The organism is Haladaptatus ordinarius, assembly GCF_054177595.1.
In genome coordinates this window covers 1-23718 of sequence record NZ_JBPEHH010000065.1, presented here as the reverse complement: position 1 = coordinate 23718, position 23718 = coordinate 1, and the positions used below count along the sequence as shown (strand labels likewise).

Genomic DNA, 23718 nt, shown 5'->3' with positions numbered 1-23718 from the left:
TCGATACCTTCTCGACTCTCCGCAGCGTTCGTAGGGTTCTTCGTCTCGCTTTCGGTGTCCTTCCGGTGTGAGACCGAGCTTTTGCTGCCGCCGTTATCGAGAGAGTGGACAACTAGCGATATTACCGCCCGTAAAGAGCGCGAGCAGACGTTACGTCACCAGCGTAATGCACTCGAACGTGTCCGTCAAGTCACCGATAGTCTTCACTCCATCGACCCGCTGCTCGTACAGGCTACGAGCCGCGACGAACTCGAACAGACGGTCTGCGAACGACTGGCGGACTCGGAAGCCTACACCTTCGCGTGGATAGGCGAGACCGTCACAGACCGAATCGAACCACACGCCTGGTCGGGAATCGAAGACGACTACCTTTCGACGGTCACCATCACCGCCGACCACACCGAAACCGGACAGGGACCGACTGGCCGTGCCGTCCGGAACCAATCGGTGCAGGTAGCACAGGACATCCTCAACGACCCGTCGTACGAACCGTGGCGTGAGCAAGCGCTGAAACAGGGGTATCGGTCGTCGGCAGCCGTCCCACTCCGCTACAAAGGAACGTTCTATGGGGTGCTCAACGTCTACTCGTCCCGTCCGGAAATCGATACGAGTCGTGACGACGAACTCGGGGACCTGTATCAGTCGTTTGATTCGATGCAACGCTCGCTGAGCGAACGGATTCAGGAGGCCGAGCGAGCCCAGCGGAAAGCAGAAGAAACGCGGCGTACGGCTGAGGCGACGTCTGCTCAACTAGAGTCACTGTACGACGAGTTGAAAGCAGAGGCTGACGAGTTGAGTACTTTTTTCAAAGCAGCGTCGAACGGGGATTTCTCCCGACGTATCGAGCCCACCTCGGAGAACGAGTCGATGGTTGAAATCGCCGAATCGTTCAACGTGTTGATGGACGAACTTTCTGTGGTCGATGACGTCGTGGATTTTGCGGAGAACGTCGCCAAAGAATCGGAAACCGTCTCCACCCAGTCGTGGGAGGCCGTGGAGGTTTCGAGTTCGACCGTTCGGAGTTCCGAAGTGATTCACGGTGAAGTCCAAAACCAGACGGAGCGACTTCAGGAGCTCTCCCGTGAAGTGAATCGTGTGTCCGCCACGATTCAGGAAATTGCGGCGTCGGGGGACCAACTCGCTCACACTGCCCAACAGGTATCACGGGACGCAGACGTGGGTGAGAACAACATCGCCGAAGTACTCACTGCGATAGAGACAATCCAACGCCGAACCGAATCTGCGCTTGCTACCGTCTCGACGCTCGACGAACAGATGGAACAGATTCGCGAGATTACGACGATAATCACGAACATCGCAAACCAGACCAATCTGCTGGCGCTCAACGCGAATATAGAAGCTGCGAGAGTTGCGACGAAGGGTTCGAGTACGCACGGGTTCGGAGTGGTCACCGACGAAATCAAAACCCTCTCGGAGGAAACTGCCAGGAGCGCGAACGACATCGACTCTCATCGAGGGCGTCACCGGCCTGACCGCTGACGTCGTGACCGAAATCGAGGAGATAGAAACGAGCGTACAGACGGGAACGCGCACGGCTTGCGAGGCGAAAGAGAAGTTCTCGGGAATCTCCGATAGCATCGAGGAGGTAAGTACGGGGACTGCGGAGATTAGTGCGGCAACGGACGAACAGGAGACGTCTACAGAGCATCTCGCCTCGATGGTCGACGAAGTCGCCGAAACGAACGAAGAAGTGTCCGCGCAGTCTCGGGACGTCGCAGCGTCCGCAGAACAGAACCTGACGCCCGTCATCGACGATACAGAGTCGAAAGCTGACTCGTTAGAATCGCAAGCAAAACGGCTCACAGAGATGCTGTCTCAGTTTCGAACGCGTGGCTCGGAAAAATCGGCCCCTGCAACGGCTCACTGACTACTTTTCTCTATCTGTCCCGGATTCACGGTAGCAAGGTTCGAGTTTCCTCCTCGATTTACGTTATATACTCTACGCGGCAGTCGAACAGACATGAATTGATCCCGATGGCGTGGCGGTTCTTCGAACAAGTGCACGAATTGTGTGGACGATTCCCGGCGATCGTGGGTACACACGGTTTCGACTCTGGCCCCGTTTTCACCCGGTTAGGAATTACGTACGTCATTCGTAGCACAGTCTTAGAAACACTATCGAACGCTGAATCAGGGACTCAAACGTCGGTCGACATTTTCTACGCTTCGTTTTCTGGCCACGACGTTGCAACCATCACTAACTGTCTGCGGCAATTCGCTTGGATGAGGAATATGTAACTAAGATAACAGTACTGTCAGTAGTTGGATGATAATTAAATATTTGATCACTGTTGTTGCACTGCATGGCTTCACCGGGGACAGTCCGATTGATGACCGACCTCTGGGAGGACTCGTTGGATGGGATTTATCCGAGCGTTGACATCGATACAGGCGAGGTCACATATCCTGAAGCGAAAGCTCGTCTCGACGAGCGCGACGGCTCTGCCTTCGAAGTGTTGGAAAGGCTCGCAGAACAGGACCGGCTGCACCGAGAGTTTCAGGAGAAACAGTATATCTGTCCTCACTGCGAGACGAAGGGAATGCAGTATACGTCCGTCTGTCCGTCTTGTGGCTCTCCAGAGACGATTCGGACGGAGCGATATCGTCATGCGGAGTGTGGTCACGAAGGGATACACGACCAGTTCGTTGACGATGACAGCGTCGTTTGCCCAGAGTGTGAAATAGTTCTCGAATCGCATGATAATCTGAAATCAGAGGCCGCAAAATTCTGCCAAAACTGTGATACTATCTTCGAAACGGAAGAGCACCGACTCCTATGCCGAGACTGTCGTTTTATCATCCAACCGACGCGTGCAACCGAACGAATCCTCTACCAATACCATCTCACAGACCAGGGAGCAAAGTGGATCGAAGAGCAATTAACCGCACGACAGTTGGTCGCCGAGACATTGCAAAACAGAACGCTGCGGACGAAGATAGATACGACGGTGACTACTGGGTCGGGCGAGGAAGTGCCTGTTCACGTCTTTGGGCAGGACGAAATGCTAAATGACCATGTCGTCGCTGCGATACACGAACGACCGGACGAGGGTGACATTACAAACCTTCTAGCGATCGCGTTAGACGTGGACGCGCATGCAATGGTGATCACGACGTCTGGAACGGTCGTCGGAGAAGATATCGACCAGCTCATCACCGATGATCCGGTGACTATCCTTCAGTTGACGAAAGACGATACGCTCCAACCTGAATACGAAACCATCTCTGATCCAACCACACGAAACTCAATCGTCGCCCGTATCGCCAACATCTTCGAACCGCAAACTGGATAGTCTACCGCGAGAGGCACTGGTTCGCGCAGGTGCTTGAACTGGGACAGTATCCAGGTTGTCCGGGGTGAGTTGTTCGTTTGCGGGGTCATCCTCAGAGAACTGACGGTCGAGACGATGGACGAGTTGCTCACGACATAAATTGAATAGCGGAAGTGCAGAGTAGCGAGGCGAACGTCTCTCCGGAAACGGAGATAAACAGATATTTCGGCGTCGTTCCCGTGATGTATTCAGTTTTGACGGTGTTCTCCGGCGCTGAAGCAGCGCCGGAGAGAGGACGACGTCGGAACCGGAGAGGAACACCTCCGCGACGATGTCGTAGATTTATCGTTCGATACCCCTAGCGTCGTCGTTCGACACTATCGCTCGCAGTGACTGGGAGACGAGTACATCACCTGGTCACTCCTTTGAATACCTATTCTATATTTCGGGTGATTTGCAGGCGCTAAAACCCCGTCGTTTACGGCGGGGAGGAGTCACCCGGCTGGCTTCGAAAACGGCGACTAGTGAGCGGTGACGAACCGACCGTTAGTTGCCCAGGGCCGTGGCGCGTTCGACGACGTCCGTGCCGTACATTTCCTCTAGTTCCTCGTGTTGGTCCGGCCTGTTCTCGTAGACGTCCTGGAACAGGGTGATCGGGGTCTTTGCAGCCTGGTACGTCGCCTCGTCCCACATTCTATCTTTCTCGATATCGATCTCGATCCCGTCGATGACTAGCGTCGCCGCCTGTGTCATGGCAATAGCGCCTTTACCTGCTTCCTTGGCTGCCTCGAACTCCTCCATCGAGTCGACGATGTCGTCCATGCTGGGGACATACGCAGTCACATCCAGCAGTTCCTCGCGCAGTTCGTCCTCGTGGAACTCGTGTTCGTCACCGCCGACGCGCAGGACGTACTCCCCGCCGCCGGTCTCTTCGAGTTCCAATTCGTCGCCGTCGTAGACCTGGCGTCCATCATCCGCTTCGAGGTCGACCTCGTGGTCGTCGACCTCCAGCCGCCAGGTCCCGGTCTTCGGCGGCAGCGGTGCCTTGTTCGCCTCCACTACCTGGCCGGGCGTCAGCGACCAGATACCAAGCATCCCCTTCGCCTGGTTGGCGGTCATCCGCTCGCGGTAGCCCTCGATATCGCGGATGTCGTCGTACGGGCCGTCGACCGCGATAAGTCCGGCAGCGCTGGCACCCCGGGAGGTGTTGTGACGCAGTTCGGGCCACGGCGGCAGTTCGCCGGTGGGCGTCATGGCTCGCATGTCTTTTGTGTAGTCGACCTCCCCGTCGACGAGCAGAAAGAGCCGCTCGAGGTTGTTGGAGGGCTTGCCCATCTCCTCGCGGAGGTCGCCGAGGGCCAGTTCGGCCTCACCGCTCTCGACGATCACCGACATAGAGAGGCTAGTTTCCTCGAGACCGTACTCGTTCTCGACGATGGTGAAGAACTCGTCGGCCTTCTTCCAGTCGTCGATGTCGCCGACCTCCGGGATTACGAAGCCGTCGATGTGCTCTATGGCACCATTGTCGGGGTCGGCGATTTCCAGCATGTGCTGGAAACCCTGGTACCGAGTCGTCGGATCCTCACGGTGCCAGACGATGCGCGGGTGGATCTCGCCCGGGAAGTCGGCTCCGTGCTCGGAGACGACCTGGACGATGTTCTCGGCGCCCTCGTCGCGCATCGACGGGGCCGTCGCGTCCTCGTTGTCCGGAACCCAGACGTCCGGCGCCTGCATTCCGCGGAGTTGGGCGGCACTTTGAATCATCTTGGCGGAATCGTCCTCCCCTTTCACCGCTGTCGGCGAAGTGAAAAACGTCCGTACGAATTCGCGCTGGTAGTGGCGTCCAATGCTCATATCGACCATACTCAGATGTTTTGCGAACCGTATTAAATCCATGCTGTGGTAGCGCGATATGTTTCGGAAACCGGATTCCACCGGTCAGCGAAGGCTTGCAGTCTCATTTTGCGGTCTGCAGATTGGCGTGGCTAACGCTATCTAACGGGGAGGTGGCGAGTGAACCGGAACATCGACTCGACGTTCATCGCCACCTCTCCAACCACGTGCCGGTCACCCTCTCGGGACTCTGCCCGGCGCCCTCTCCTTGTCTCATCGTTTTCTATCCCGTGTCCATCTGCGTATCGATGAGAGTCTCCTGCACACCGTCCCCAGTTAGACGGATTTTTCCACGTGTGCGTGAAAGCTTGCCTATGAGGGATTGCCGATGAGCGACTGGAGGAGTGACTGCCAATGAGCGGCTGGTTCAACGCGTTCTTGGGGACCATCCTCATTCGCGTCAGCATCGGCGGTACCGTGCTGACGGGAATGAAGTTCCTGTGGGACGGGTCCTACGTCATCGCCGCGTTCGTTCTGATTCCTCTTGCACTCTACGGGGTCTGGGAGATGTGGGAAACGATGTTCTCGCGTGACCCGATTCTCGACGAATCGTTCTGAGTCCACCAACGTGCCGGCCGTCGACGCTCGGATTCCGATGTCCAGCGTGTCGGTCACGCGACCGCACTCGTCCAGCGGTTCGACGAGTTCGACGACGTGGCAGGGGTCCTCGACGAACGCCGTGCGCGCGACGGCCGCCAGCTGGTCTTGCAGTTCCTGCACGGTGCCGTGGTGTTCGATGCGCTGGAAAGCCGCGTCCACGTCCTCGACGCCGGCGGCGACGTGGTCGAACGTGTCGTCGTGGTCGGTGGGTTCTCCCCACAGTGTCAGAGAGCTGAATCTCGACACCGATGTCGCCGGCGAGGTATCGGTCGATAGTCTCGCCGTCGGGCTTATCGAACGACCACGCCTCCTCGAAGTCGAGTTGTTCCTCGTACCCCGGACGGTCCGGTCGGCGTCAGCGACGTTCGAACAGAGCTACCGTAGGTCCGTGCTGTCGTCTTTCTCGGCCCATCGGCAAAGCGTATCCTCGATACCGTCTCCTTCCCGCTGTCGCCAGTCCTTTATCAACGTCCATTTTAATATGTGGTATCATGTGGCACAGAATTTAATGTCGTCCACCTCCGAACGGTAGCTATGGCTGTCGAAGACGACTACTACGACCCAGAAGGGTTGGAAACCTCCGTCGACTCTCTCGGACACGACCACCCCGACGTAAAAGAGTACGCGGCGCTCGCCGCGGCCCTCCGCGAACGCGTGGACGGGGAGGTCATGTTCGACGAGTACGCCCAGATTCTCTACGCGACCGACGGGAGTATCTATCAGGCGCGGCCCGCCGGAGTCGTCTGCCCCCGTGACGTCGAGGACGTACGCGCGACCGTCGCGGTTGCGACCGACCATGGCGTCCCCGTCCTCCCGAGGGGCGCGGGTACGTCACTGTCTGGGGCGGGCGTCGGACCGGGCTGTGTCGTCCTCGACATGACACGGTACATGGACGACGTCCTCGACGTCTCCCCGGACGAGAAGCGTGTGACTGTCCAGCCCGGCGTCGTTCAGGACCATCTCGACGCCGAACTCTCCCAGCACGGGCTGAAGTTCGCGCCCGACCCCGCGTCGTCGAATCGGGCGACGATCGGTGGCGGCATCGGCAACAACTCGACGGGCGCCCACTCGGTCCGCTACGGCATCACCTCCGCCTACACCGAACGATTGAAGGTCGTCCTCGCGGACGGTTCGCTCGTCGAAACCCGCGAGATAGTCCTCGACTCCGAGGAGTGGGAGGCGGTGTCCTCGGACGACTCCCTCAAAGCCGAACTCTACCGGACGGTTCGACGGGCCGTCGAGGAGAACCAGGAGCTAATCGAGGAACGCTATCCTGACCTGAAGCGTAACGTCTCGGGGTACAATCTCGACAAGGTCGTCTACGAGAATGCGGACGGGGAGCGTTGTATCAACCTCTCGAAGCTGGTTGTCGGTGCGGAGGGTACCCTCGGCGTGGTCGTCGAGGCGGAACTCGAACTCGTCACGAAGCCCGCGGAGACGGCGCTCGCGCTCTACTTCTTCGACGACCTCGTCGAAACGATGAAGGCCGTCCCGCGGGCGCTGGAGTACGACGTGAGCGCCGTCGAGTTGATGGACGAGGAGGTGTTCCGTCTCGCCCGTGATTCCACTGAGTTCGCCCAGTACGCCGAACCTATCCCCGAGGACGCGGCGGCCGCCCTGATGATCGAGTACGACTCCGAACTTCACGACGACTTCGAGGAGGCCATCGCGGCCACCAACGAGCGCTTCCTCGAAGCGGGCGAGGCGTTCGACAACCTCGAAGCCTACTCCGAGGAGGCCCAGACCAAGATATGGAAACTCCGTAAGGCTGCCATTCCCCTGCTGATGAGTCTGGAGGGCGACCCGAAACCCTACCCGTTCATCGAGGACGCGACTGTCCCACCGGAGGAACTCGCCGAGTACGTGCAGTCGTTCCGGGACGTCCTCGACGACCACGGCACGTCGGCGGCGTACTTCGCCCATGCCGGTGCCGGCACGCTCCACATCCGACCCATCCTCAACCTCAAGGAAGAAGAGGGCATCCAGAAGATGCACTCCATCACCGAGGACGTCACTGACCTCATCCTCGAACACCACGGGTCGTTTTCGGGCGAACACGGCGACGGCCTCGCCCGCACGGAGTTCAACCCGAAGATGTACGGAGAGGTCATCTGGGAGGCGTTCAAGGCCGTCAAGAGCGCCGCCGACCCCGAGTGGCTGATGAACCCCGGGAAGGTCGTCTACCGTGCAGACGACCCGACAGACATGCGCGAGAACCTCCGATACGGCGCGAGTTACCAGTCCGTCGAACCCCAGACCAGTCAGGACTTCACCGACGAGGGCGGCTTCTCCCAACTGGTCGAACTGTGCAACGGCTGTGGAACCTGCCGACAGACGGACACCGACACGATGTGTCCGACCTATCGCGCCTCCAAGGAGGAGATCCAGACCACTCGTGGACGGGCGAACCTTCTCCGGGCCGCCATCAGCGGCGAACTCGACGAGAAAGAACTGTACTCTGAACGCTTCAAGGAAGAGGTGCTCGACCTCTGTATCGGCTGTAAGGGGTGTAAGTCCGACTGTCCGACGGGCGTCGACATGGCGAAGCTGAAGACCGAGATCAAGCACAAACACCACCAGGAGAACGGCTCCACCCTCAGCGAGAAGCTGTTCGCCAACATCGACACCGTCTCCCGCATCGGAAGCATGCTCGCACCCCTCTCCAACTGGGGAACGTCCGTTCCCGGTGTTCGTGCCGCCATGGAGACGGTGCTGGGAATCCATCGCGACCGCGACCTCCCGACCTTCCGGCGAGACACCCTGGAGAAGTGGATGGCCGACCGTCGCCCGCGCGTCGCCGAGAGCGAGGCCGAACGGAAGGTTCTGCTCTTCCCCGATACGTACACGAACTATAGCTACCCCGAACCGGGGAAGGCGGCCGTCCGCGTCCTCGAGTCGGCGGGCGTCCACGTCCGACTCGCCAACGGCGTGACTGACAGCGGTCGGGCCGCTTACTCGAAGGGCTTCCTCGACGCTTCCCGTACCTCGGCGCTACGGAACGTCGACGCGCTCGTCAAAGAGGTGCGGAACGGGTGGGACGTCGTCTTTCTCGAACCGTCGGACGCCGTCATGTTCCAGGACGAGTATCGCGACTTCTTCCCCGGTGACGAACGCGTCGGGGACGTCGCGGCCAGCGCGTTCGGCGTCTGTGAATACATCGACACGTACCGACTCGACGAGGCGGTCGAGTGGGCCGCCCCCGATGAATCGTTGACCTACCACGGACACTGTAACCAGAAGGCGACCAACAAGGACCACCACGCGGTGGACGTCCTCCGGCGTGTGGGCTACGAGGTCAATTCTCTCGACTCGGGTTGTTGTGGCATGGCCGGAAGTTTCGGCTACGAGGCCGAACATTATGACCTCTCGCAGGCCATCGGGAACATCCTCTTTCGGCAGGTCGAACGGAGCGACGGTGACACCGTGACTGCACCGGGCGCGTCCTGTCGGAGCCAGCTCGGCGACCGACCCGGAGAATCCATGCCGCCACATCCAATCGAGTTCGTGGATGCTGCACGGACCAACTGAGCGATTTTTCCACCATTCTTATAGTAAATAGTGGGAGCCTGGGTAAGATATTTATATCAATTCCTCTTTGGTAACATGGGGCAAGCGTTCGAAATGCCATCAATCATCATAACTAAACTGACACATCCCAGGAGGGGTGGTCCACGATGACAGGTGACAGACAGACCGAGGCGGACGGCGGTATCGCAACGGGAGACGATGTTTACACTTCCGAGAAGATGGGCGAACAGTATCGCGATACTGTGTACGAGGGCGTCAACTATGGCTCCCTCGAAACGGCCTCTACGTCGGAGGCGTATCCCGAAACAGGGCGACTGGAGCGGTTCAAGGAACACGACTTGCCGAAGGTGCCGAAGCTCTCGCACATCGTCGGGCCGAGTGCCATCATGCTCGGTGCCTCGCTCGGGAGCGGCGAGACCCAGTTCTGGCCGACGCTCATCGCCCAGAACGGCTGGTCGCTCTACTGGGCGTTCTGGGTCGGCGTGCTGACCCAGTTCGTCATCAACACCGAACTACAACGGTGGACCCTGGCGACCGGGGAGAGCATCTTCCGCGCGTTCGACCGCGTCCATTCGTTCTGGCCGTGGTTCTTCCTCGCGGCCGGGTTCTTCCACCTCGGCTGGCCGGGGTGGGCAGCCGGTGCCGCGAAGGTGCTCGGTGCGTGGGCCGGCCTCGGCACTGGTTCGTCGGTGTGGCCGGTGATCGGAGTTCTCTCGATGGTCGCCATCTGGCTATCGTACCAGGCTGGCCCGGTCATGTATAACGCCATCGAGAAGATTCAACTTGGCTTGATGATACTCGCCATCGGCGGTTCAATCGTCCTCATCTTCGTCGTCGGCTCAGTCGGCGAACTCACCAACGTTCCCGCGGGCGCTGTGAGTTTCGGCACGCTACCAACGAATATGAATATCGCTGTCTTCCTCGGTGGCCTAGCATACGCCGGTGCCGGGGGATACATCAACCTCTCGCAGGGCGTCTGGGCTCGCGAGAAGGGCTTCGGCATGGGTACCTATCAAGGGCGCGTCAAGAACCCGCTCCGCGGCGGGACGTCCGAGGAGGTTCACGACGGCTTCGCGTTCGAACCGAACGACCGCAACTTCCGCCGCTGGAAGGCGTGGTGGAACGTCACCCAGAAAGAGCAGTTTCTCACCTTCGTCGTCGGCCTCCTCGTCGTCGCGACCGTCGCCATGACCATCGCGGCAGAATACGCTGCCGGAACCGAGGTCGGCGCCATCGACATGTGGCTTACCGAGATTATTCCGCAGTTCAGCGGCGCGATCGCGTTCCTGCTGTACGCGGTTATCTGGATCGCGCTGTTCAGCACCCAGTACGCCATCGTCGAGTCGTTCGTTCGCAACAGCGTCGACATCCTCTTCCAGGGGTACGGCCGCACCCACGGGTGGGACGTCTCCCGCGTCTTTCTGGGACTGCTCACCATCTTCACCATCTGGGGCATCGTCATAATCGGTGCCAACTACTTCATCGAAGTGACCCAGCCGTGGCTCTTGCTCGTCATCGGCGCGGCCATCGCGGGTGCCATGATGTGGCCCTACAACGCGCTCACGACGATCGTCAACACCACGCGTCTTCCCGAGCACACCCAGCCAGGCTGGGCCCGCACGGTGGCGATGTGGTGGGCGACGGGCTTTTTCGGCTACTTCACCGTCCTGCTCATCGGCTCGGTCATGACTACGCCGGAGGAGTACGGCTTCGAGATTCCCGCGTTCGAAACGACCATCGGCATCGTCGGGAGCGGCGTCGGCGGCTACGTCCTCTGGGTCGTTTTCTTCGTCGTCCAGATCTACGTCATGTACCGATCGGGGAAGGCCAAAATCGAGGCCAGTGGTACGGTCGAAGGGGCCGAGAAAGCGAAAGGCATCTTCTCCTGACTCGACGACAGGGGTATTTTTTGTGCCAGGAAATACAGTACGAATGATGAGTCGTGAATCGTCCGTCTGGTGGCGGCGGCTACTTTGTCTGCTGGTCGTCTATCGCATTCCTATCTACGTCGGCGGCGTCGCGGTCATCGGGCTCCTCTGGGTCTTCGACCGGGCCGTCGGTGGGGTAACCGGGGCTGTCCGAACCGCCCTCGTGACCGTCGCTCTCGCCGTCATGGTCTTCACCTACGTCGGCGAGTTGGTGGTCGGCCGCGCCCGCGAAGAGTCGCAGACGGACGAGTCGTTCGAGCGTTACTCGCGGAAGACGAAGGTCGCGGCCGCGGTCGCCATCGGCGGCCTCGCCGTCGCCGCCTACCTCGCGCTAACCAGCAACGTCCTCGGTGCACTCGTCTTCGTCGCGGGAAGCTACCTGTTCGCCCGACTCGGGTTCAGCGAGTCCGAGACGACCGCAAACCTGGAAAACAATGGTGAATCCGACCGTGGCGAGTGATGACTTCGACCCCGGGGAATTCGAAGATCTCCCCAACACGAACGTTGAGGTCGAACTCCACGTTCACTACGGGATGGCGGGTTCGTTTCCGCTCCGTCTCGCAGAACTCTTCTTCGCCGACGACGGCCTCTACGTCGTCGAGTACGGCTATATCACGCCCATGTTCGGGCTTGGGATGCGGAAACACCACCGCGAGGCGTCGGCAATGAATCGCGTTTTCGGCATCCACGGTCTCGACGAGGTGCTCGTTCAGGCCGACCACGTCCACTGGTACAGCTACGAGGCAGTCGAACAGGTCCGCCTCGATACAGGCGGCCGGTTCGGCCGGCCGAAACTCACCGTCTACGGCGTCGACGGTCGGTCGTCGGCGTACCGTCTCCACGACGTCGACCTCGACCCGCTCGCGGCCGACCTCGCCGACTGCCTCGACGTGCACGACGTCGCCTTCGAGCGGCAAGCCGGACTCGGCTTCGACCCCGTGGAGAACGTGCGGCGGTTCTTTAGTTGACCCGGTTGGACGTCTCGCGTGTCCGAACGACCGCGTGTCCGCCGACGGCGACGACCACTCCGACGACGTAGAGCACGGTCAACAGGAGCGAGAGGCCGACGCGCCCGACCGGATTGCTCCGCCGCCGCCAGCGCGCGAGCACGGCGCACGCGTCGATTAGCGCCCGGACGATGCGGGCCGTCCGGGAGTCGGGGTGGCGTTCGAGCGTCGCCGCGACGGGCGGGCTCACGGCGTAGTAGACGCGGACGAGCGCCCGACCGACGGGCGTCGCGGCCATGGCGTCGTCGCGGAACTCACGCAGGAGGGCGAGCGTCCGTCCCTCGCCGGCGACGGCCGTCGTGACGAAGCAGTTCGTGTGGTGCTGGCTGACTTCGACCTCACGCAACTCCGCCTTCTCGAAACGCCGCGTCTCGGCGGGGTCGAACTCCGGGTCCTTCGACACGACGAATGCGTCGTCGGCGTGGCGCAGGAAGGCGTCGCCCTCCTCGTACCGCTCACCGTCGCTCGTGACGACGACGACGTGTTTCTTTCGTCCATCGCCGACGCCCTCGAAATCCTCGGCGTCGGCTCCCTCGCCGTCCGTCGGGTCCGGTTCTTCATCCATCGACCGATGGTTCGACCGCCGGGCGCATATTCCTTTTCCTGAGCGGTGACAACACCAATCGACTCGACGTCGAGCATCAATACGGCGAACTGTACGTCAGCGATGTACGCGTCCAGTCTGGACCGACATGGTTCCAGAATAAATTACCCATCTTCTGTAAGAAGCCGGTACGCACTCGTGCGGGAATATGTCACCTCGAATTTCTCTTCCAACAGTTGCTGGACGAGAGACACACTCCATTCATCAGCGTTGAATCCGGCCTTCTCAGGCGATTCATCTAGCAGTCGACAGACTTCAGACTGTTCTTCCTCGTCGAGTTTCGGTGGCCGACCGGGACGAGCCTCGTCGCTGGCTGCTTTTCGAACCGGTCTCTCCTCGAACCGCTGGAGCCAATTATAAATTGTCTTCCGGGAGAGACCGTACCACTCGGCCAAGTCCGTCTGTGTGGTACCTTGCTTGTACGCGATGGCGACCATGAGCCGCTTCGTCGATCTGACATCGTCCACGTCGTCGAGTGCATTTCGGAGCTCATCAGTCGAGATGTCCTCCAAGTTGGGCATAGTGAGAACGACGGGGCCTTTGAGTAAATAATTTTGGATAATTAGACGTACGATTCTCACGGTGAAGGACGACACTCATGTCACTCTACAACCATAATGTCAACAATGCTCTCATTGATAACGTCGTAAGCACTGGCTGAACTGTCGCCGTGAAAAGATACCGAGCGAACGTATCAGATGTGACCGGGGAGCGAGGACCGAACTGAACGATAGGGATGTCTGTTCACGCACGGTCGTGTCGTAGAAAACGATTCTCGACGTATCAGACCCGGATAATCACGTCTGTGCGAACAACCGAGTGTTCTGTTCACGCTCACCGTCTGCGGAGGCCCGTTCGCCGTCCGTTTCTCTCTCACCGCCTTCGGCCTGCCGACATCGTCTGCTGTATCGACCGGGACACGAGCTGGGTCATCACGAAGGGAGTGTCCTGACCGCCGTCGGTGTTAGACGCTTCCCGCGTGTTCATTTCGGCGGAAAGATGACTGCGGCGTGAGTCGGGGAGTTCACGTCCGACCCACGACACCTTCGGCGAATCGTTCGCCGAACAGGAGGAATACGAGGAGAGTCGGAAGTGCGGTGAGGAGGGCTCCAGCCATGCGGAGTCCGTAATCGGTCCCTTCGAGACTGGCACCGATGCCGGCCAGCGAGAGCGTGACGGGTGCCGCAGGGTGGTTCGAACTCGTCATGATGATGAGCGGGAACAGAAAGCTGTTCCACGTCTGCGTGAACTGGTAGATGAGGGTGACGGCGAACATCGGTGCCGAGAGTGGGAGGACGATTCTGCGATAGATCGCGAACGCACTGGCGCCATCGATCCGGGCCGATTCGAGCATCTCCTCGGGGAGCCCCTTGTAGTACGAGCGGAACAAAACGGTACAGATCGGTAGGCCGAACGCAATGTCCGTGATGATCAACGCGATGAGGTCACCGTGATAATCGTGCAGGAACGGGAGTTGCCAGAGTGGTGCGAGTATCTCTTCGAGAGGTGCGTGAACCGTCCAGAATTTCAAGAGAGGGATGATCGCTGCCTGGGTCGGAAGGAACACTGCTGCGATCACCAGCATGATGATCGGAACCTGCCCCCGCCAGTCCATGTGTGTCAGCGCGTACGCTGCCATACTGCCCATCGTTGCAGAGATGACTGCAACTGGAACGACGAGGATGAGACTATTCGTCAATCCCTTCTGCAACAATTCGAATGCGCGACCCCAATTCTGGAGGGTAGTGCCGTCGAGCCCCGGTGGCATGAACGGGAGCGTTCGTGAGACGGCGATGTCCGTCTTGACCGACGTGAAAATCGTCACCACTAACGGCAGCACGTAGAGGACGACGAGTCCTCCGAGCGTCACGTACAGGAGTCCCCGTCGGAACGAGGTCTCTCGAACGCTGTTCGTGAGTCGAGTGGACAGTGTCGGTTCGGTCTTCTGTGTCATAGTTCACCTTTCCTGTACTGTGAGTAGAGATACGGCGAAATCACGGCCATCGCAAGCAAGAAGAGGATGATAGCGATTGCGGCACCGTAGGCCCACTCCTGTGAGCGAAACGCCTCACGAACCATCTTCGATGCGAGGATGTCAGCGCCTTTCTGGGGCTGGTAGCTGCCGAATGGGGGCGTAGATGAAGTCGAACGCCTTCAGAGCGAACACCATCAATACCACCGACGCACTCACCGTCGAGGCACGAAGCTGTGGGAGGATGATGCGTCGATAGATACTGACCGTACTCGCGTCATCGACTTTCGCCGCTTCGAAGTGAGCGGTCGGGATGGAGCGCAGACCGGCCAGGTAGACGACCATGGCGTACCCGCTGAATTGCCAAACCAAGGCGATGATGATCGCAGAGAGAACGATGTCTGGATTGCCGATCCAATGTGGGGCTGGAAGGCCGACGCCTCTGATCAGTGTGTTCACCAAACCATTGTTGTAGTTGTAGAGCCAGAGCCAGACCTGCGCCGTGACGATGAACGAGAGACTGAACGGGAAGAGATAAACGAGCCGAATCGTGCTCCGAAACCGAATCTCCTGGTCGAGGAGGATCGCGAGTGCGAGACCGACGACCAGACAGAGAACGGTGAACGCAACGAGCAAGACGAAGGTGTTGCGAGCGGCTGCGAGCAGGCCGGGGTCGTTGATAGCACGGACGTACTGTTCGAGGTCCAGATCCGCATAGCTCGGCGTGCCGAAGCCCTCGAAGTCGGTCAACGAGATGACGAGGTTCCAGACGATGGCCCCGTAGATGAACCAGCCGATCAGAACCAGCGTCGGCACGAGAAACGGAATCGACTGGACGAACTCGTTTTGGCGGACGGAACGCAGCACCGACCGAGACGGTTGTCCACGACTTATCGTCTCACCGTCCGCTGTCGCTGACTATCGGCGAAGAACGGTGGTCCCCGCCCTGCTCCTCCTTGGAACGAACACTCGGAAAGCATGTACGGGCGTGGGGTCAGCCGATCGTGTTCATGATCTGGTTGGCCGTGGCGTCGACGTTGTACGGCCCCATGAAGTTATCACTGAACACACTGAGCACCGTCAGGGTGTCGGGTGGCATGGCCAAGCCATCAGCGATGGTCGGCGGCTTTTGCTCGGCTGAATTGAAGTCCTTCATCGTCTGTGTGAGATAGGGACCGAACTCGTCCTGTGGGGCGTCCGTTTGGGGTGGAATCGAGCCTTTGCGCGTATTGAACGCGACCTGTGCGTCCGTCGTCCCACAGTATCGGAACCACTTCTGTGTCGCCTGCGGCGCGGGCCCGTTCTTCGGATAGACGAAGACGTCGAAGTGAAGCCCGTACATCTCCTTGGTACCGGGATACGCGGCCCACCCCCAGTCTTCGTTGTAGGTGAGATCCTGTCCCTGGAAGAACCCCGCTGCCCAGTTACCGGTTTGCAGAACCGCTGCTTCACCGTTCGCGACTTTTTCCATCGCGCCCGGCGGGTCGACTGACGGCGCGTCGTCGTTGAAGTACTGTGTGAGGTTTTTCACGGCCTGGAGTCCACTCCGAACAGACTCCATATTGCCATTGCCGTTGATCATATCCATATACGGCTGGAATCCCTCGCTGCCAAGCATGGTGGCCGCCCACAATCGAATCATCGTCACCGCGTTCGTCATCGACTGAGCCATCCCGACCGCATCCGTTTGCTCTTCGACCTGTGAGAGAGCGTTACCCAGTTCGCTCGGTGACGAGAGGTTCGACGGGTCGATGCCCGCCTGTTCGACGACCTCGACGTTGTAAAAGAGGTTGTTCATCCGGTGTGAACCGATCGGGACGCAGACGAACTGGCCGTCGAATCGCGAGAGGTTCTTGGCCTCTTCGACGTACGCCTGCTTCATGTTGTTCTGCCCCCAGACGGAGTCACCGATGTCACCGAGGAGGTCGGCCTCCGTGAACTGCGTCAGGTGTGCTCCGGGCCACGCGGCCCACGAACTCGGTGGATTGCTGTTCGACAGTCGCTGGACGACGAGGGTGTTCAACTGAACGTTCCCCTGTCTACCGACCGGCTTGAAATTGGCGTTCACGTTCGAATACTGTTCCTGGAAGCCCTGGGTCAGTGCGTCGATAGCGGCCTTCCCGTCGCCACCGGTCCACCCATGCAAAACCTCCATCGTTTCGCCGCCGTCCTGGCGGCCGCTGGTCACTCCCCCGAACGCGGCCAGGCTAGCGATACTCGCCGACCCGCGTACGTACGCACGGCGCGAAAGTTTCCGCGGTTTCGGACTGTGTGTCATTCTCTCCCAATCCTCGAATACACAACGAGAACGTGACACATGAATATTCTACCGATTAAAAATATATGGAATTAATATCCGAACATGAATCTGTCGATAGTCGACCAACATAAAAATCGGGGCTAAAATAAACGGTCTGTCGACGTCGTGACGAGGAGCGGAACCCGGAGTCGTGGTGGGCGTTCCAGCACATGAGGAGTCATCGTACTGGTCGCTCACTCGGTGTGTTCTTCGGCTCCGTTCTCACGGTTCGAGACTCTGACTCCGTCGGAAGTCCCGCAGATGTGGATGTCGGCTTCGACGCCGGTCTCTTCCGGGTACGTCTCGTGAACTGCTTCGACGAATGAATCGACCGCATCGAGGGATACGAGTGCGACGACGGAGCCACCGAAACCACCTCCGGTCATGCGAGCACCGACGACGCCCTCGGTTTCGCGGGCGCAGTCTACGACTACATCGAGTTCGTGACAACTGACCTCGTACAGGCGCTCGAGACTCTCGTGGGAAGAGAACATGAGTTTGCCGCACTCGTCTATCTCGCCGTTCTCCAGGGCGCTCGCAGCTAATCGTACGCGTTCGTTCTCTCTGATGACGTGTTCGCACCGGTCGCGGACGGGCTGGCCGATGGACGCTGCGTATGTCTCGAATTCCTCGACCGAAACGTCTCGAAGCGCGTTCACCTCGTGAGAGAGGAGCGACTCGAACTCGGCGACGCCCTGTTGACACTCCGTAACCCGCTCGTTGTATGCCGAACCGGCGAGTTCGTGTTTCACGTTGGTATCGACTACGACGATACGAACGTCCCCCGACAGGTGGACGCACTCGTGTGTCTGTTCTCGACAGTCGAGGAACAGCGCGTGGTCCGTTTCCCCGAACGTCGCCGTATACTGGTCCATGATGCCACAACTGACCCCGACGACATCGGTCTCGGCACTGCGACACAGGGCGGTCAGCGTCTGGTCGTCCAGTTCGAGGTCGAACGTCTCTCGGACGACGGCTCCGACGGCGAGTTCGAGCGCTGCTGATGACGACAACCCCGCTCCCAACGGGACGTCGCCGGTAACGATCAGGTCCATCCCGCCGACGCTCTTCTCGGTGCCTATCGCGTCGATGACGCCCGCGATATAGTCGACCCACGCACCGTCGTGCTGTGGCTCGAGCGTAGACAGTTGGAACTCCGCGGTCTCGTCGAGCGTCTGCGAGTGAACGACGACCGTCTCGTCGGGTCGGCGACGGCCAGCGACGACAGTGTGACGGTCGATAGCGACCGGTAGCACGAACCCGTCGTTGTAGTCGGTGTGTCCACCGATGAGGTTCACCCGTCCCGGAGCAGCCCCGACACAATCGGGGTCACCGTCGAACACCGCTCGGAACGCACGTTGGCCCTGATTCGCCCACTGATCTTCGTCCATGTACACTGTTGTCTTCTCCCGTTTCATTAGAATACCTCACGATTTCGTGGTGAGAATCCATAGAGGGATGACGTTCGTCACGTTCTCGCTCGTCGCCGAACTCGAACCGAACGGTATGGCGGCCAATACCTTCTGGCTGGTGACCGCTTATCGACACGCGTACGACGCGGTACTTCGGGATGGAACCGAAGACGACTGGCCCTCGCCCGAAATCGTTGCGGACGCAGTGTGCGCACTACTCGATCGCGACCCCGAAGATTTCACGGGCAACACCGTCTACGACGAAGAGATTCTCCGCGAGGCTGGCGTCGAAGACTTCTCGGAGTACAACGTCACCGACGGCGATCCGATGCCACTGTCTGCACAGATGTTCGATCCCGAGTTCGAGCGCTATACGGTCCAAACCGGGGATACTCCGTCAGTTCGTGGGGAGAGATGATCGCTCCAAGCCGTGACTTGATTCCGAATCTGCACGTTGCGTCGTTGCATTATGCAGGCCACTCCTCCGTTTCGTCACTTTGTGAACTACACCGCCCTGCTCGGCCTGACGGCTTCGCTGAGGACGGGGCTTCCTGCTTCTAAGACGCGCTTAGTAGGAACCGAAGTGGTTCCCGTCGGGAGCGCAGTCTCCACAGGCGCTTTCTTCGGAGCATCCCGCTCTCATATCCGCTTTCTTCAGACCGCGAACGAGGATATTGTAGGCCGCATTCAAGTCCCTATCGGTGGTGGACCCACAGACAGGACAGGACTGTTCACGAACCCACAGCGACTTATCGGATGATACACCACACGCTGTGCATTCCTTGGTCGTTTCTCGTGCGTTGACCGGAACGAAGTCCGTCCTTCACGTTCACACTTGAATATCCGAAGTACTGATTACTGGTTCGAAATCGTCTTCGTTATCCTCATCAGGGAATGCCGTGAGCGTCGCATCGGTAGTCTTTCCCTATCCTTTCCCGCCAAAGACAGTCGCGCGCTTTCCCTTAGAAGGACCTTACATGCGCAAAGCGAATTGTCATGATTGGAGAACCGCTATCACTACGTATGGAACTTCAACTCCGCAACCGCGTACGCGAGGTCGCCGAGGACGCGAAGGAGCAAACAGAAGCGGTGGCGCACACGGGGCGTAACGTGGGAGAAACCACCGCACGAAAGACGGTCAGAAGGGGGACGACCGCATACGATGAGCTATCACGCGCCGCTACGTCGGCGAGGGAAACGGTCGATACCGTTCGGGAACGCGTGAACTACCGGGCTTCCGAACCACTGCCGGACCAGTTGGCGATTGCGACAACAACGAACCGATCGGCGGCGACGCTTGCGACCGAAATCCAGCAGTTCGTCGACACGGTTGACCAGCACTATGCAGCTAAGAGTGGACTTCACGGGGCTCGACGCGGATACATCGCCGGACCGTACGGCGCGGTTTTAGGGGGTGGTTTGGGAACGGTGTACGGCGCCTACAACAGCACCCGTGCAGCGTTCGATCCCGAGAAACCACCGCAACCGTTCCAAAAAGTGGGGGACATCGAACAGTATCTGGAAGGTGTTCAACATGCGAGGACGGGATATGAGGTCGGCAAACGGTTCGGAACGAAGGGGAAAGTCGCGGGAGCGGCGATTGGTGCCGGAGTATCGACGCTCCCACTGCTCATCGAGCGAGTAACTGGAGTCGCGAATGGTGACTCTGACGGAAATGAGTGCGATGATGAGCGAACGAACACAGCTACCGAGTAGATGACCGACCACATGACGACCTTCCCCTCCCTTCATCTCGGTTGATGATTCCCGTTGGCGAGATGACTTCCGCGCCACACCTATCACACTTCCAGTATGTGTGATCAGCGTTGCCGTACTTGTCGTAGCCAGTGTATGGACCACCGATACACTCGTCTTCGTCGTCCTCCGACGGGAACGCCTCAGGCTTCCCGTCGTCGGTCGCGTTTTCGACGGCGGCCATGTGCTTGCAGAAGGCGTTGCGGTGGACGTGATGCGGACACGTGCAGGCCATCAGTTCCTCGGTCACGTCGTCGATGGAGACTGCGTACTGGTGTTCAGTGGGGTTCTCGTGGCTCTCATTGGTGACATTGATGAGTTCGGGGGCTTGGATGTCGAAGGAGTATTGTTCGGCCTATGCGCGTTTCTGTGCTGTCTCGTCAATAGTGAATTGGCGGCTATGATGACAGACGAGAGAGAGCACGATACTCGTAGTCAATTTGCAGAGGAAACGACTGACGACGATATTCTCGCAGTGATACGCGAGTCAGAGTTTCCGGCGCTGATCGCTCGGTAGGTGGCGGATACACTCGATATTGAGCAACCGTCCGCGTATCGACGGCTTGACGATACCTTGACTGTAGATGAAATATAGTTCCGGTATACTCTTGTGACGCCACTGTCTTCGAATGTGACGCATGGCACGCATCGTAGAACAGTTACACCCTAAGACATGGATATATCGCCCTGATAGCACCTCCAAACATCTAATCACTAGAGGGGAGTGGCGATGATTCTTGCATCGCTTCTCCAGTCGGTCGTTAATCAGTTCCCGAGTACTGAGGGACAGTTTTTCTTATCGCTTATTGTCGGGATCGTACTCATTCTTTGCGAGTGGGTACTTTGGAGACTTTCACGGCTTGCAAAGCGTGAATATCCATCTCGGCTAGTGAATGTTGGTTTACTCGTTGCCAGTCTGTTTCTCATCGGGGCAAGTGGCAGTCTCTTCATTGTCATCTGGGAACAAACGCCCCAGGCTGTAGAAGGTGTGAAAGCACTCGGCGCGGTCAGAAGGATTGGGTTTCAGTTCGTGCTGACACTCGGCGTGTGTGCGGCAGCATACGTTAGTGCTGGAATGGTTGATCGGGTCATTGACCGGCTTTTGCAACAGACCGAAGAGATCACACGTCATCAGGGAAAGGTTGTTTCCCGATCGTCTATTATCGGAGTATATATCGTTGGTTTTTTCGCTATATTGAGCGTCTGGAAGATAAATCTCCAGGGGCTGTTTGTAGGTGCTGGGCTTCTTGGTGCCGCGATTGGGTTGGCAGCGAATGAAACGCTTGGGTCGCTTCTTGCTGGCTTTCAGCTTATGTTCTCCCGACCATTCGAGATTGGGGACTGGGTACAAATCGATGAGCATGAGGGGATTGTGACTGACATCACGATCTTCACGACCCGTATCGAGACGTTCGAGGGAAAATACATCATGCTCCCGAATGACGTTGTGAGTAGTAGTACAATCATCAATATCGGGCGGAAGGGACGACTTCGACTCGGTGTTGAGGTAGGGGTAGACTATGAAGCCGACCCCGACCATGCGATGGCTGTTGCAAAAGACGCAATGATAGGTATCGACAATATTTTAACCGTGCCTAATCCAGACGTCGTCCTAAAGCAATTGGGGGATTCTGCAGTACTCCTCGAGCTGCGGTTCTGGATCGAGAAACCAAGCAGCCGGCGGAAGTGGCGTGCAGTGACCGCTGTTGTTCGGGCGGTGAAACTCGCCTACGATCGCGAAGGGATCAAAATTCCATATCCACAGCAAGAAGTGTCTGCTCGAAAGGAGGCTGGTGGATTTCGGGTGGTCGATAGCGAATCAACGATTACAATTCCCGAGCAAGATTGAGGGATTAAGAGCAATAGAATAGTACTAACTCGTTGGCGAGTTTGCTGATGGTGGCTTGTTGATGAGGATGCAGTGCACGAGGTGAATCCGAGCGATCCGATTTTTACGCGGACGACCTACAGCTCTGGAGAGGCACTGATGCGTCCGAGCACGTGGATGACATCCTCAAATCCGATCAGACACGGGATCATGTCCAACAAGCGCTCAAGCGTGTCCAGCGGATCCTTCGTCAATACGAAACCACATCGGAGAACGGTCTCGTGGTCTACGCCGGGGTCGTCGATACTGAAACCGTCGACTACGTGTTAGACGACTTGCCGTCGCCCGTCGCGGGAGAAACGTACGAACGCTCGAACGACTTCGAGACCGAACCGCTCGACATCCCCGTTAAGGAGTCGACATACGGACTGCTCGTCGTAGAACACGGAAAAGCAACCCTTGGACGGTTCACCGATGCCGACGTCGAACAGACGGCAACATTCCAGAGCGACAGAAAGGAGGACAACCCAACGAGCGGGGAACTGGGTGACCGCGAACAGATACACCGAGAGTTCTTCGAACGGGTCGCCGAGAAAGCAGAGATCGAATTCTTAGGTGAAGATGCTGACGACCAACGAAAATCGGAAGCGAACCCTGGTCAGTCCGACATCGATCCTGTCGAAGGAGTCCTCGTTGGGGGCTCGAGCGTCCCCGCATCGGAGTTTCTTGGAGAGGAGTACCTCGACCATCGACTCCAGAATCGGGTCGTCACCGACGCGTTTGCCGTTGGTGACGCATCCCGGGAAGGGCTCGAACAGCTCGCTGATGAAGCCCGCGGTCACCTCGAGGAGGCCGAACGAGGGAAGATACGTGACCTTCTCGACGAATTCTTTGCAGAACTCGAAGCCGGCGACGAAGCGGTTTCCGGTCGAGAAGCGACCGAGGAGGCACTCGCGTATGAAGGGGTCGCGACGATGTTTGCTTCCGAAAACCTGCCGGCGGGGGAACTCCGTCACTTCGAGCAGCGAACGGTCTCCCAGGGAGGGGAGTTCGTCGTCGCCCCGACGGACGTCGAGAAAGGTGACCAGTTCAAGGAAGAGCGGGATGTCGGAGCACTGGTCCGCTTCCCGGTCGAGTGATTGCGGGAGAGCGAGCGATTCCAGTCGCATTTAGTCGACGGGATTTGCTCCACACTGGGGAGGGTGTTTACTGGCATCTGCAAATTTGCACGACGAAAGTAGTATGTTGCATTCCTCGAGGCGTAGCGTGATAAGTAATCGATGAACACGTTGTGGGAAACGCGAGCAGCGAAAACTGCCAGCCCGAATAGAGGGTGTCATAGAACTCTTGTCACACCGTGATGATTGTGCTTCCCGGATTGTCTCCGCGTTCGTAGTTGGTGATTGCGATGACGAGACGAAGGCACAGCGCGAGGAACACCTGCGCTCGTGCATGAACGCGGCCTCGGGCGTGCGTTCGCCCGAGGCCGCAGTCCTTGACTGATTCATTGGTTCGTTCAACCCCACTCCGCCGGTTGTACGTCTCGTCTAGCGTTGATTGCTTCAGCTGGACGTCCTCGCTGTGTTTTTCGATGCGGTC

The 23718-nt window shown here is 58.7% G+C and carries 19 protein-coding genes and 4 pseudogenes; 12 read left to right on the top strand and 11 right to left on the bottom strand.

Annotation, left to right across the window (positions count from 1 at the left end; all coding sequences use genetic code 11):
• The 4 genes and pseudogenes from ACR3FF_RS19055 to ACR3FF_RS19040 form a co-directional block, all read left to right on the top strand.
• Positions 1–1500: methyl-accepting chemotaxis protein (locus tag ACR3FF_RS19055; protein WP_458189700.1), on the top strand; the 1500-nt coding region annotated here is incomplete at its 5' end.
• Positions 1501–1504: 4 nt separating this feature from the next.
• Complete coding sequence (locus ACR3FF_RS19050) at positions 1505–1888, top strand: hypothetical protein (protein WP_458189699.1); 384 nt, start codon at positions 1505–1507, stop codon at positions 1886–1888.
• A 436-nt stretch (positions 1889–2324) separates the two neighbouring features.
• Positions 2325–2855: pseudogene (locus ACR3FF_RS19045) on the top strand (TackOD1 domain-containing metal-binding protein); the annotation flags it as partial.
• Between the two features lie 75 nt (positions 2856–2930).
• Positions 2931–3314 (top strand): hypothetical protein, encoded by a 384-nt coding sequence (locus ACR3FF_RS19040; protein ID WP_458189701.1) that lies wholly within the window; start codon positions 2931–2933, stop codon positions 3312–3314.
• Positions 3315–3839: 525 nt separating this feature from the next.
• Here ACR3FF_RS19040 and aceB read toward each other — a convergent pair.
• Both aceB and ACR3FF_RS19030 read right to left on the bottom strand, forming a co-directional pair.
• Complete coding sequence (gene aceB, locus ACR3FF_RS19035) at positions 3840–5147, bottom strand: malate synthase AceB (protein WP_458189698.1); 1308 nt, start codon at positions 5145–5147, stop codon at positions 3840–3842.
• A 351-nt stretch (positions 5148–5498) separates the two neighbouring features.
• Positions 5499–6032 carry a VOC family protein gene (locus tag ACR3FF_RS19030; protein WP_458189697.1) on the bottom strand — a complete coding sequence of 178 codons (534 nt, stop codon included), beginning with the start codon at positions 6030–6032 and terminating at the stop codon, positions 5499–5501.
• 288 nt (positions 6033–6320) lie between these two features.
• Between ACR3FF_RS19030 and ACR3FF_RS19025 the strand changes: the two genes are divergently transcribed.
• From ACR3FF_RS19025 to ACR3FF_RS19010, 4 genes are all read left to right on the top strand, one after another.
• Entirely contained in the window at positions 6321–9314 is a 2994-nt protein-coding gene (locus ACR3FF_RS19025) for an FAD-binding and (Fe-S)-binding domain-containing protein (protein WP_458189696.1), read from the top strand.
• A gap of 146 nt (positions 9315–9460) precedes the next feature.
• Positions 9461–11203, top strand: coding sequence for an Nramp family divalent metal transporter (locus ACR3FF_RS19020; protein ID WP_458189695.1), 1743 nt, complete (start codon positions 9461–9463; stop codon positions 11201–11203).
• 46 nt (positions 11204–11249) lie between these two features.
• Entirely contained in the window at positions 11250–11702 is a 453-nt protein-coding gene (locus ACR3FF_RS19015; protein WP_458189694.1) for a hypothetical protein, read from the top strand.
• Positions 11692–12210 carry a hypothetical protein gene (locus ACR3FF_RS19010; protein WP_458189693.1) on the top strand — a complete coding sequence of 173 codons (519 nt, stop codon included), beginning with the start codon at positions 11692–11694 and terminating at the stop codon, positions 12208–12210. Before ACR3FF_RS19015 ends, ACR3FF_RS19010 begins: the two co-directional genes overlap by 11 nt.
• On the opposite strand, the gene ACR3FF_RS19005 is transcribed toward ACR3FF_RS19010, so the two are convergent.
• The 6 genes and pseudogenes from ACR3FF_RS19005 to galK form a co-directional block, all read right to left on the bottom strand.
• Entirely contained in the window at positions 12203–12814 is a 612-nt protein-coding gene (locus ACR3FF_RS19005) for a CFI-box-CTERM domain-containing protein (protein WP_458189692.1), read from the bottom strand. The two genes, ACR3FF_RS19010 and ACR3FF_RS19005, sit on opposite strands and share 8 nt — an antisense overlap.
• A 143-nt stretch (positions 12815–12957) precedes the next feature.
• Complete coding sequence (locus tag ACR3FF_RS19000) at positions 12958–13374, bottom strand: helix-turn-helix domain-containing protein (RefSeq protein WP_458189691.1); 417 nt, start codon at positions 13372–13374, stop codon at positions 12958–12960.
• A 503-nt stretch (positions 13375–13877) separates the two neighbouring features.
• Positions 13878–14807: a carbohydrate ABC transporter permease gene (locus tag ACR3FF_RS18995; protein ID WP_458189690.1), complete on the bottom strand. Its 930-nt coding sequence runs from the start codon at positions 14805–14807 to the stop codon at positions 13878–13880.
• Positions 14804–15719 (bottom strand): annotated as a pseudogene (locus ACR3FF_RS18990) (carbohydrate ABC transporter permease). Before ACR3FF_RS18990 ends, ACR3FF_RS18995 begins: the two are co-directional and overlap by 4 nt.
• A 100-nt stretch (positions 15720–15819) precedes the next feature.
• The gene (locus ACR3FF_RS18985) at positions 15820–17103 is read right to left on the bottom strand and encodes an ABC transporter substrate-binding protein (protein WP_458189689.1); all 1284 of its coding nucleotides are present in this window, start codon (positions 17101–17103) and stop codon (positions 15820–15822) included.
• Between the two features lie 215 nt (positions 17104–17318).
• Positions 17319–18542, bottom strand: coding sequence for a galactokinase (galK, locus tag ACR3FF_RS18980; protein WP_458189688.1), 1224 nt, complete (start codon positions 18540–18542; stop codon positions 17319–17321).
• A gap of 37 nt (positions 18543–18579) precedes the next feature.
• On the opposite strand from galK, the pseudogene ACR3FF_RS18975 reads away from it, so the two are divergent.
• Positions 18580–18954 (top strand): annotated as a pseudogene (locus ACR3FF_RS18975) (Rossmann-fold NAD(P)-binding domain-containing protein); the annotation flags it as partial.
• An 86-nt stretch (positions 18955–19040) separates the two neighbouring features.
• Here the strand turns inward: ACR3FF_RS18975 and ACR3FF_RS18970 are convergent.
• A pseudogene (locus ACR3FF_RS18970) lies at positions 19041–19376 on the bottom strand (zinc ribbon domain-containing protein); the annotation flags it as partial.
• A 183-nt stretch (positions 19377–19559) separates the two neighbouring features.
• On the opposite strand from ACR3FF_RS18970, the gene ACR3FF_RS18965 reads away from it, so the two are divergent.
• Positions 19560–20252, top strand: a complete 693-nt coding sequence (locus tag ACR3FF_RS18965) for a hypothetical protein (RefSeq protein WP_458189687.1) — start codon at positions 19560–19562, stop codon at positions 20250–20252.
• Here ACR3FF_RS18965 and ACR3FF_RS18960 read toward each other — a convergent pair.
• Positions 20242–20541 carry a DUF8118 domain-containing protein gene (locus ACR3FF_RS18960; RefSeq protein WP_458189686.1) on the bottom strand — a complete coding sequence of 100 codons (300 nt, stop codon included), beginning with the start codon at positions 20539–20541 and terminating at the stop codon, positions 20242–20244. The genes ACR3FF_RS18965 and ACR3FF_RS18960 overlap by 11 nt on opposite strands.
• 480 nt (positions 20542–21021) lie before the next feature.
• On the opposite strand from ACR3FF_RS18960, the gene ACR3FF_RS18955 reads away from it, so the two are divergent.
• Both ACR3FF_RS18955 and ACR3FF_RS18950 read left to right on the top strand, forming a co-directional pair.
• Complete coding sequence (locus tag ACR3FF_RS18955) at positions 21022–22140, top strand: mechanosensitive ion channel family protein (RefSeq protein ID WP_458189685.1); 1119 nt, start codon at positions 21022–21024, stop codon at positions 22138–22140.
• A gap of 152 nt (positions 22141–22292) precedes the next feature.
• Positions 22293–23258 carry a Vms1/Ankzf1 family peptidyl-tRNA hydrolase gene (locus tag ACR3FF_RS18950; RefSeq protein WP_472850159.1) on the top strand — a complete coding sequence of 322 codons (966 nt, stop codon included), beginning with the start codon at positions 22293–22295 and terminating at the stop codon, positions 23256–23258.
• Positions 23259–23469: 211 nt separating this feature from the next.
• Here the strand turns inward: ACR3FF_RS18950 and ACR3FF_RS18945 are convergent.
• Positions 23470–23718 (bottom strand): transposase (locus ACR3FF_RS18945; protein ID WP_458189682.1); only part of this gene is annotated, 249 nt, incomplete at its 5' end.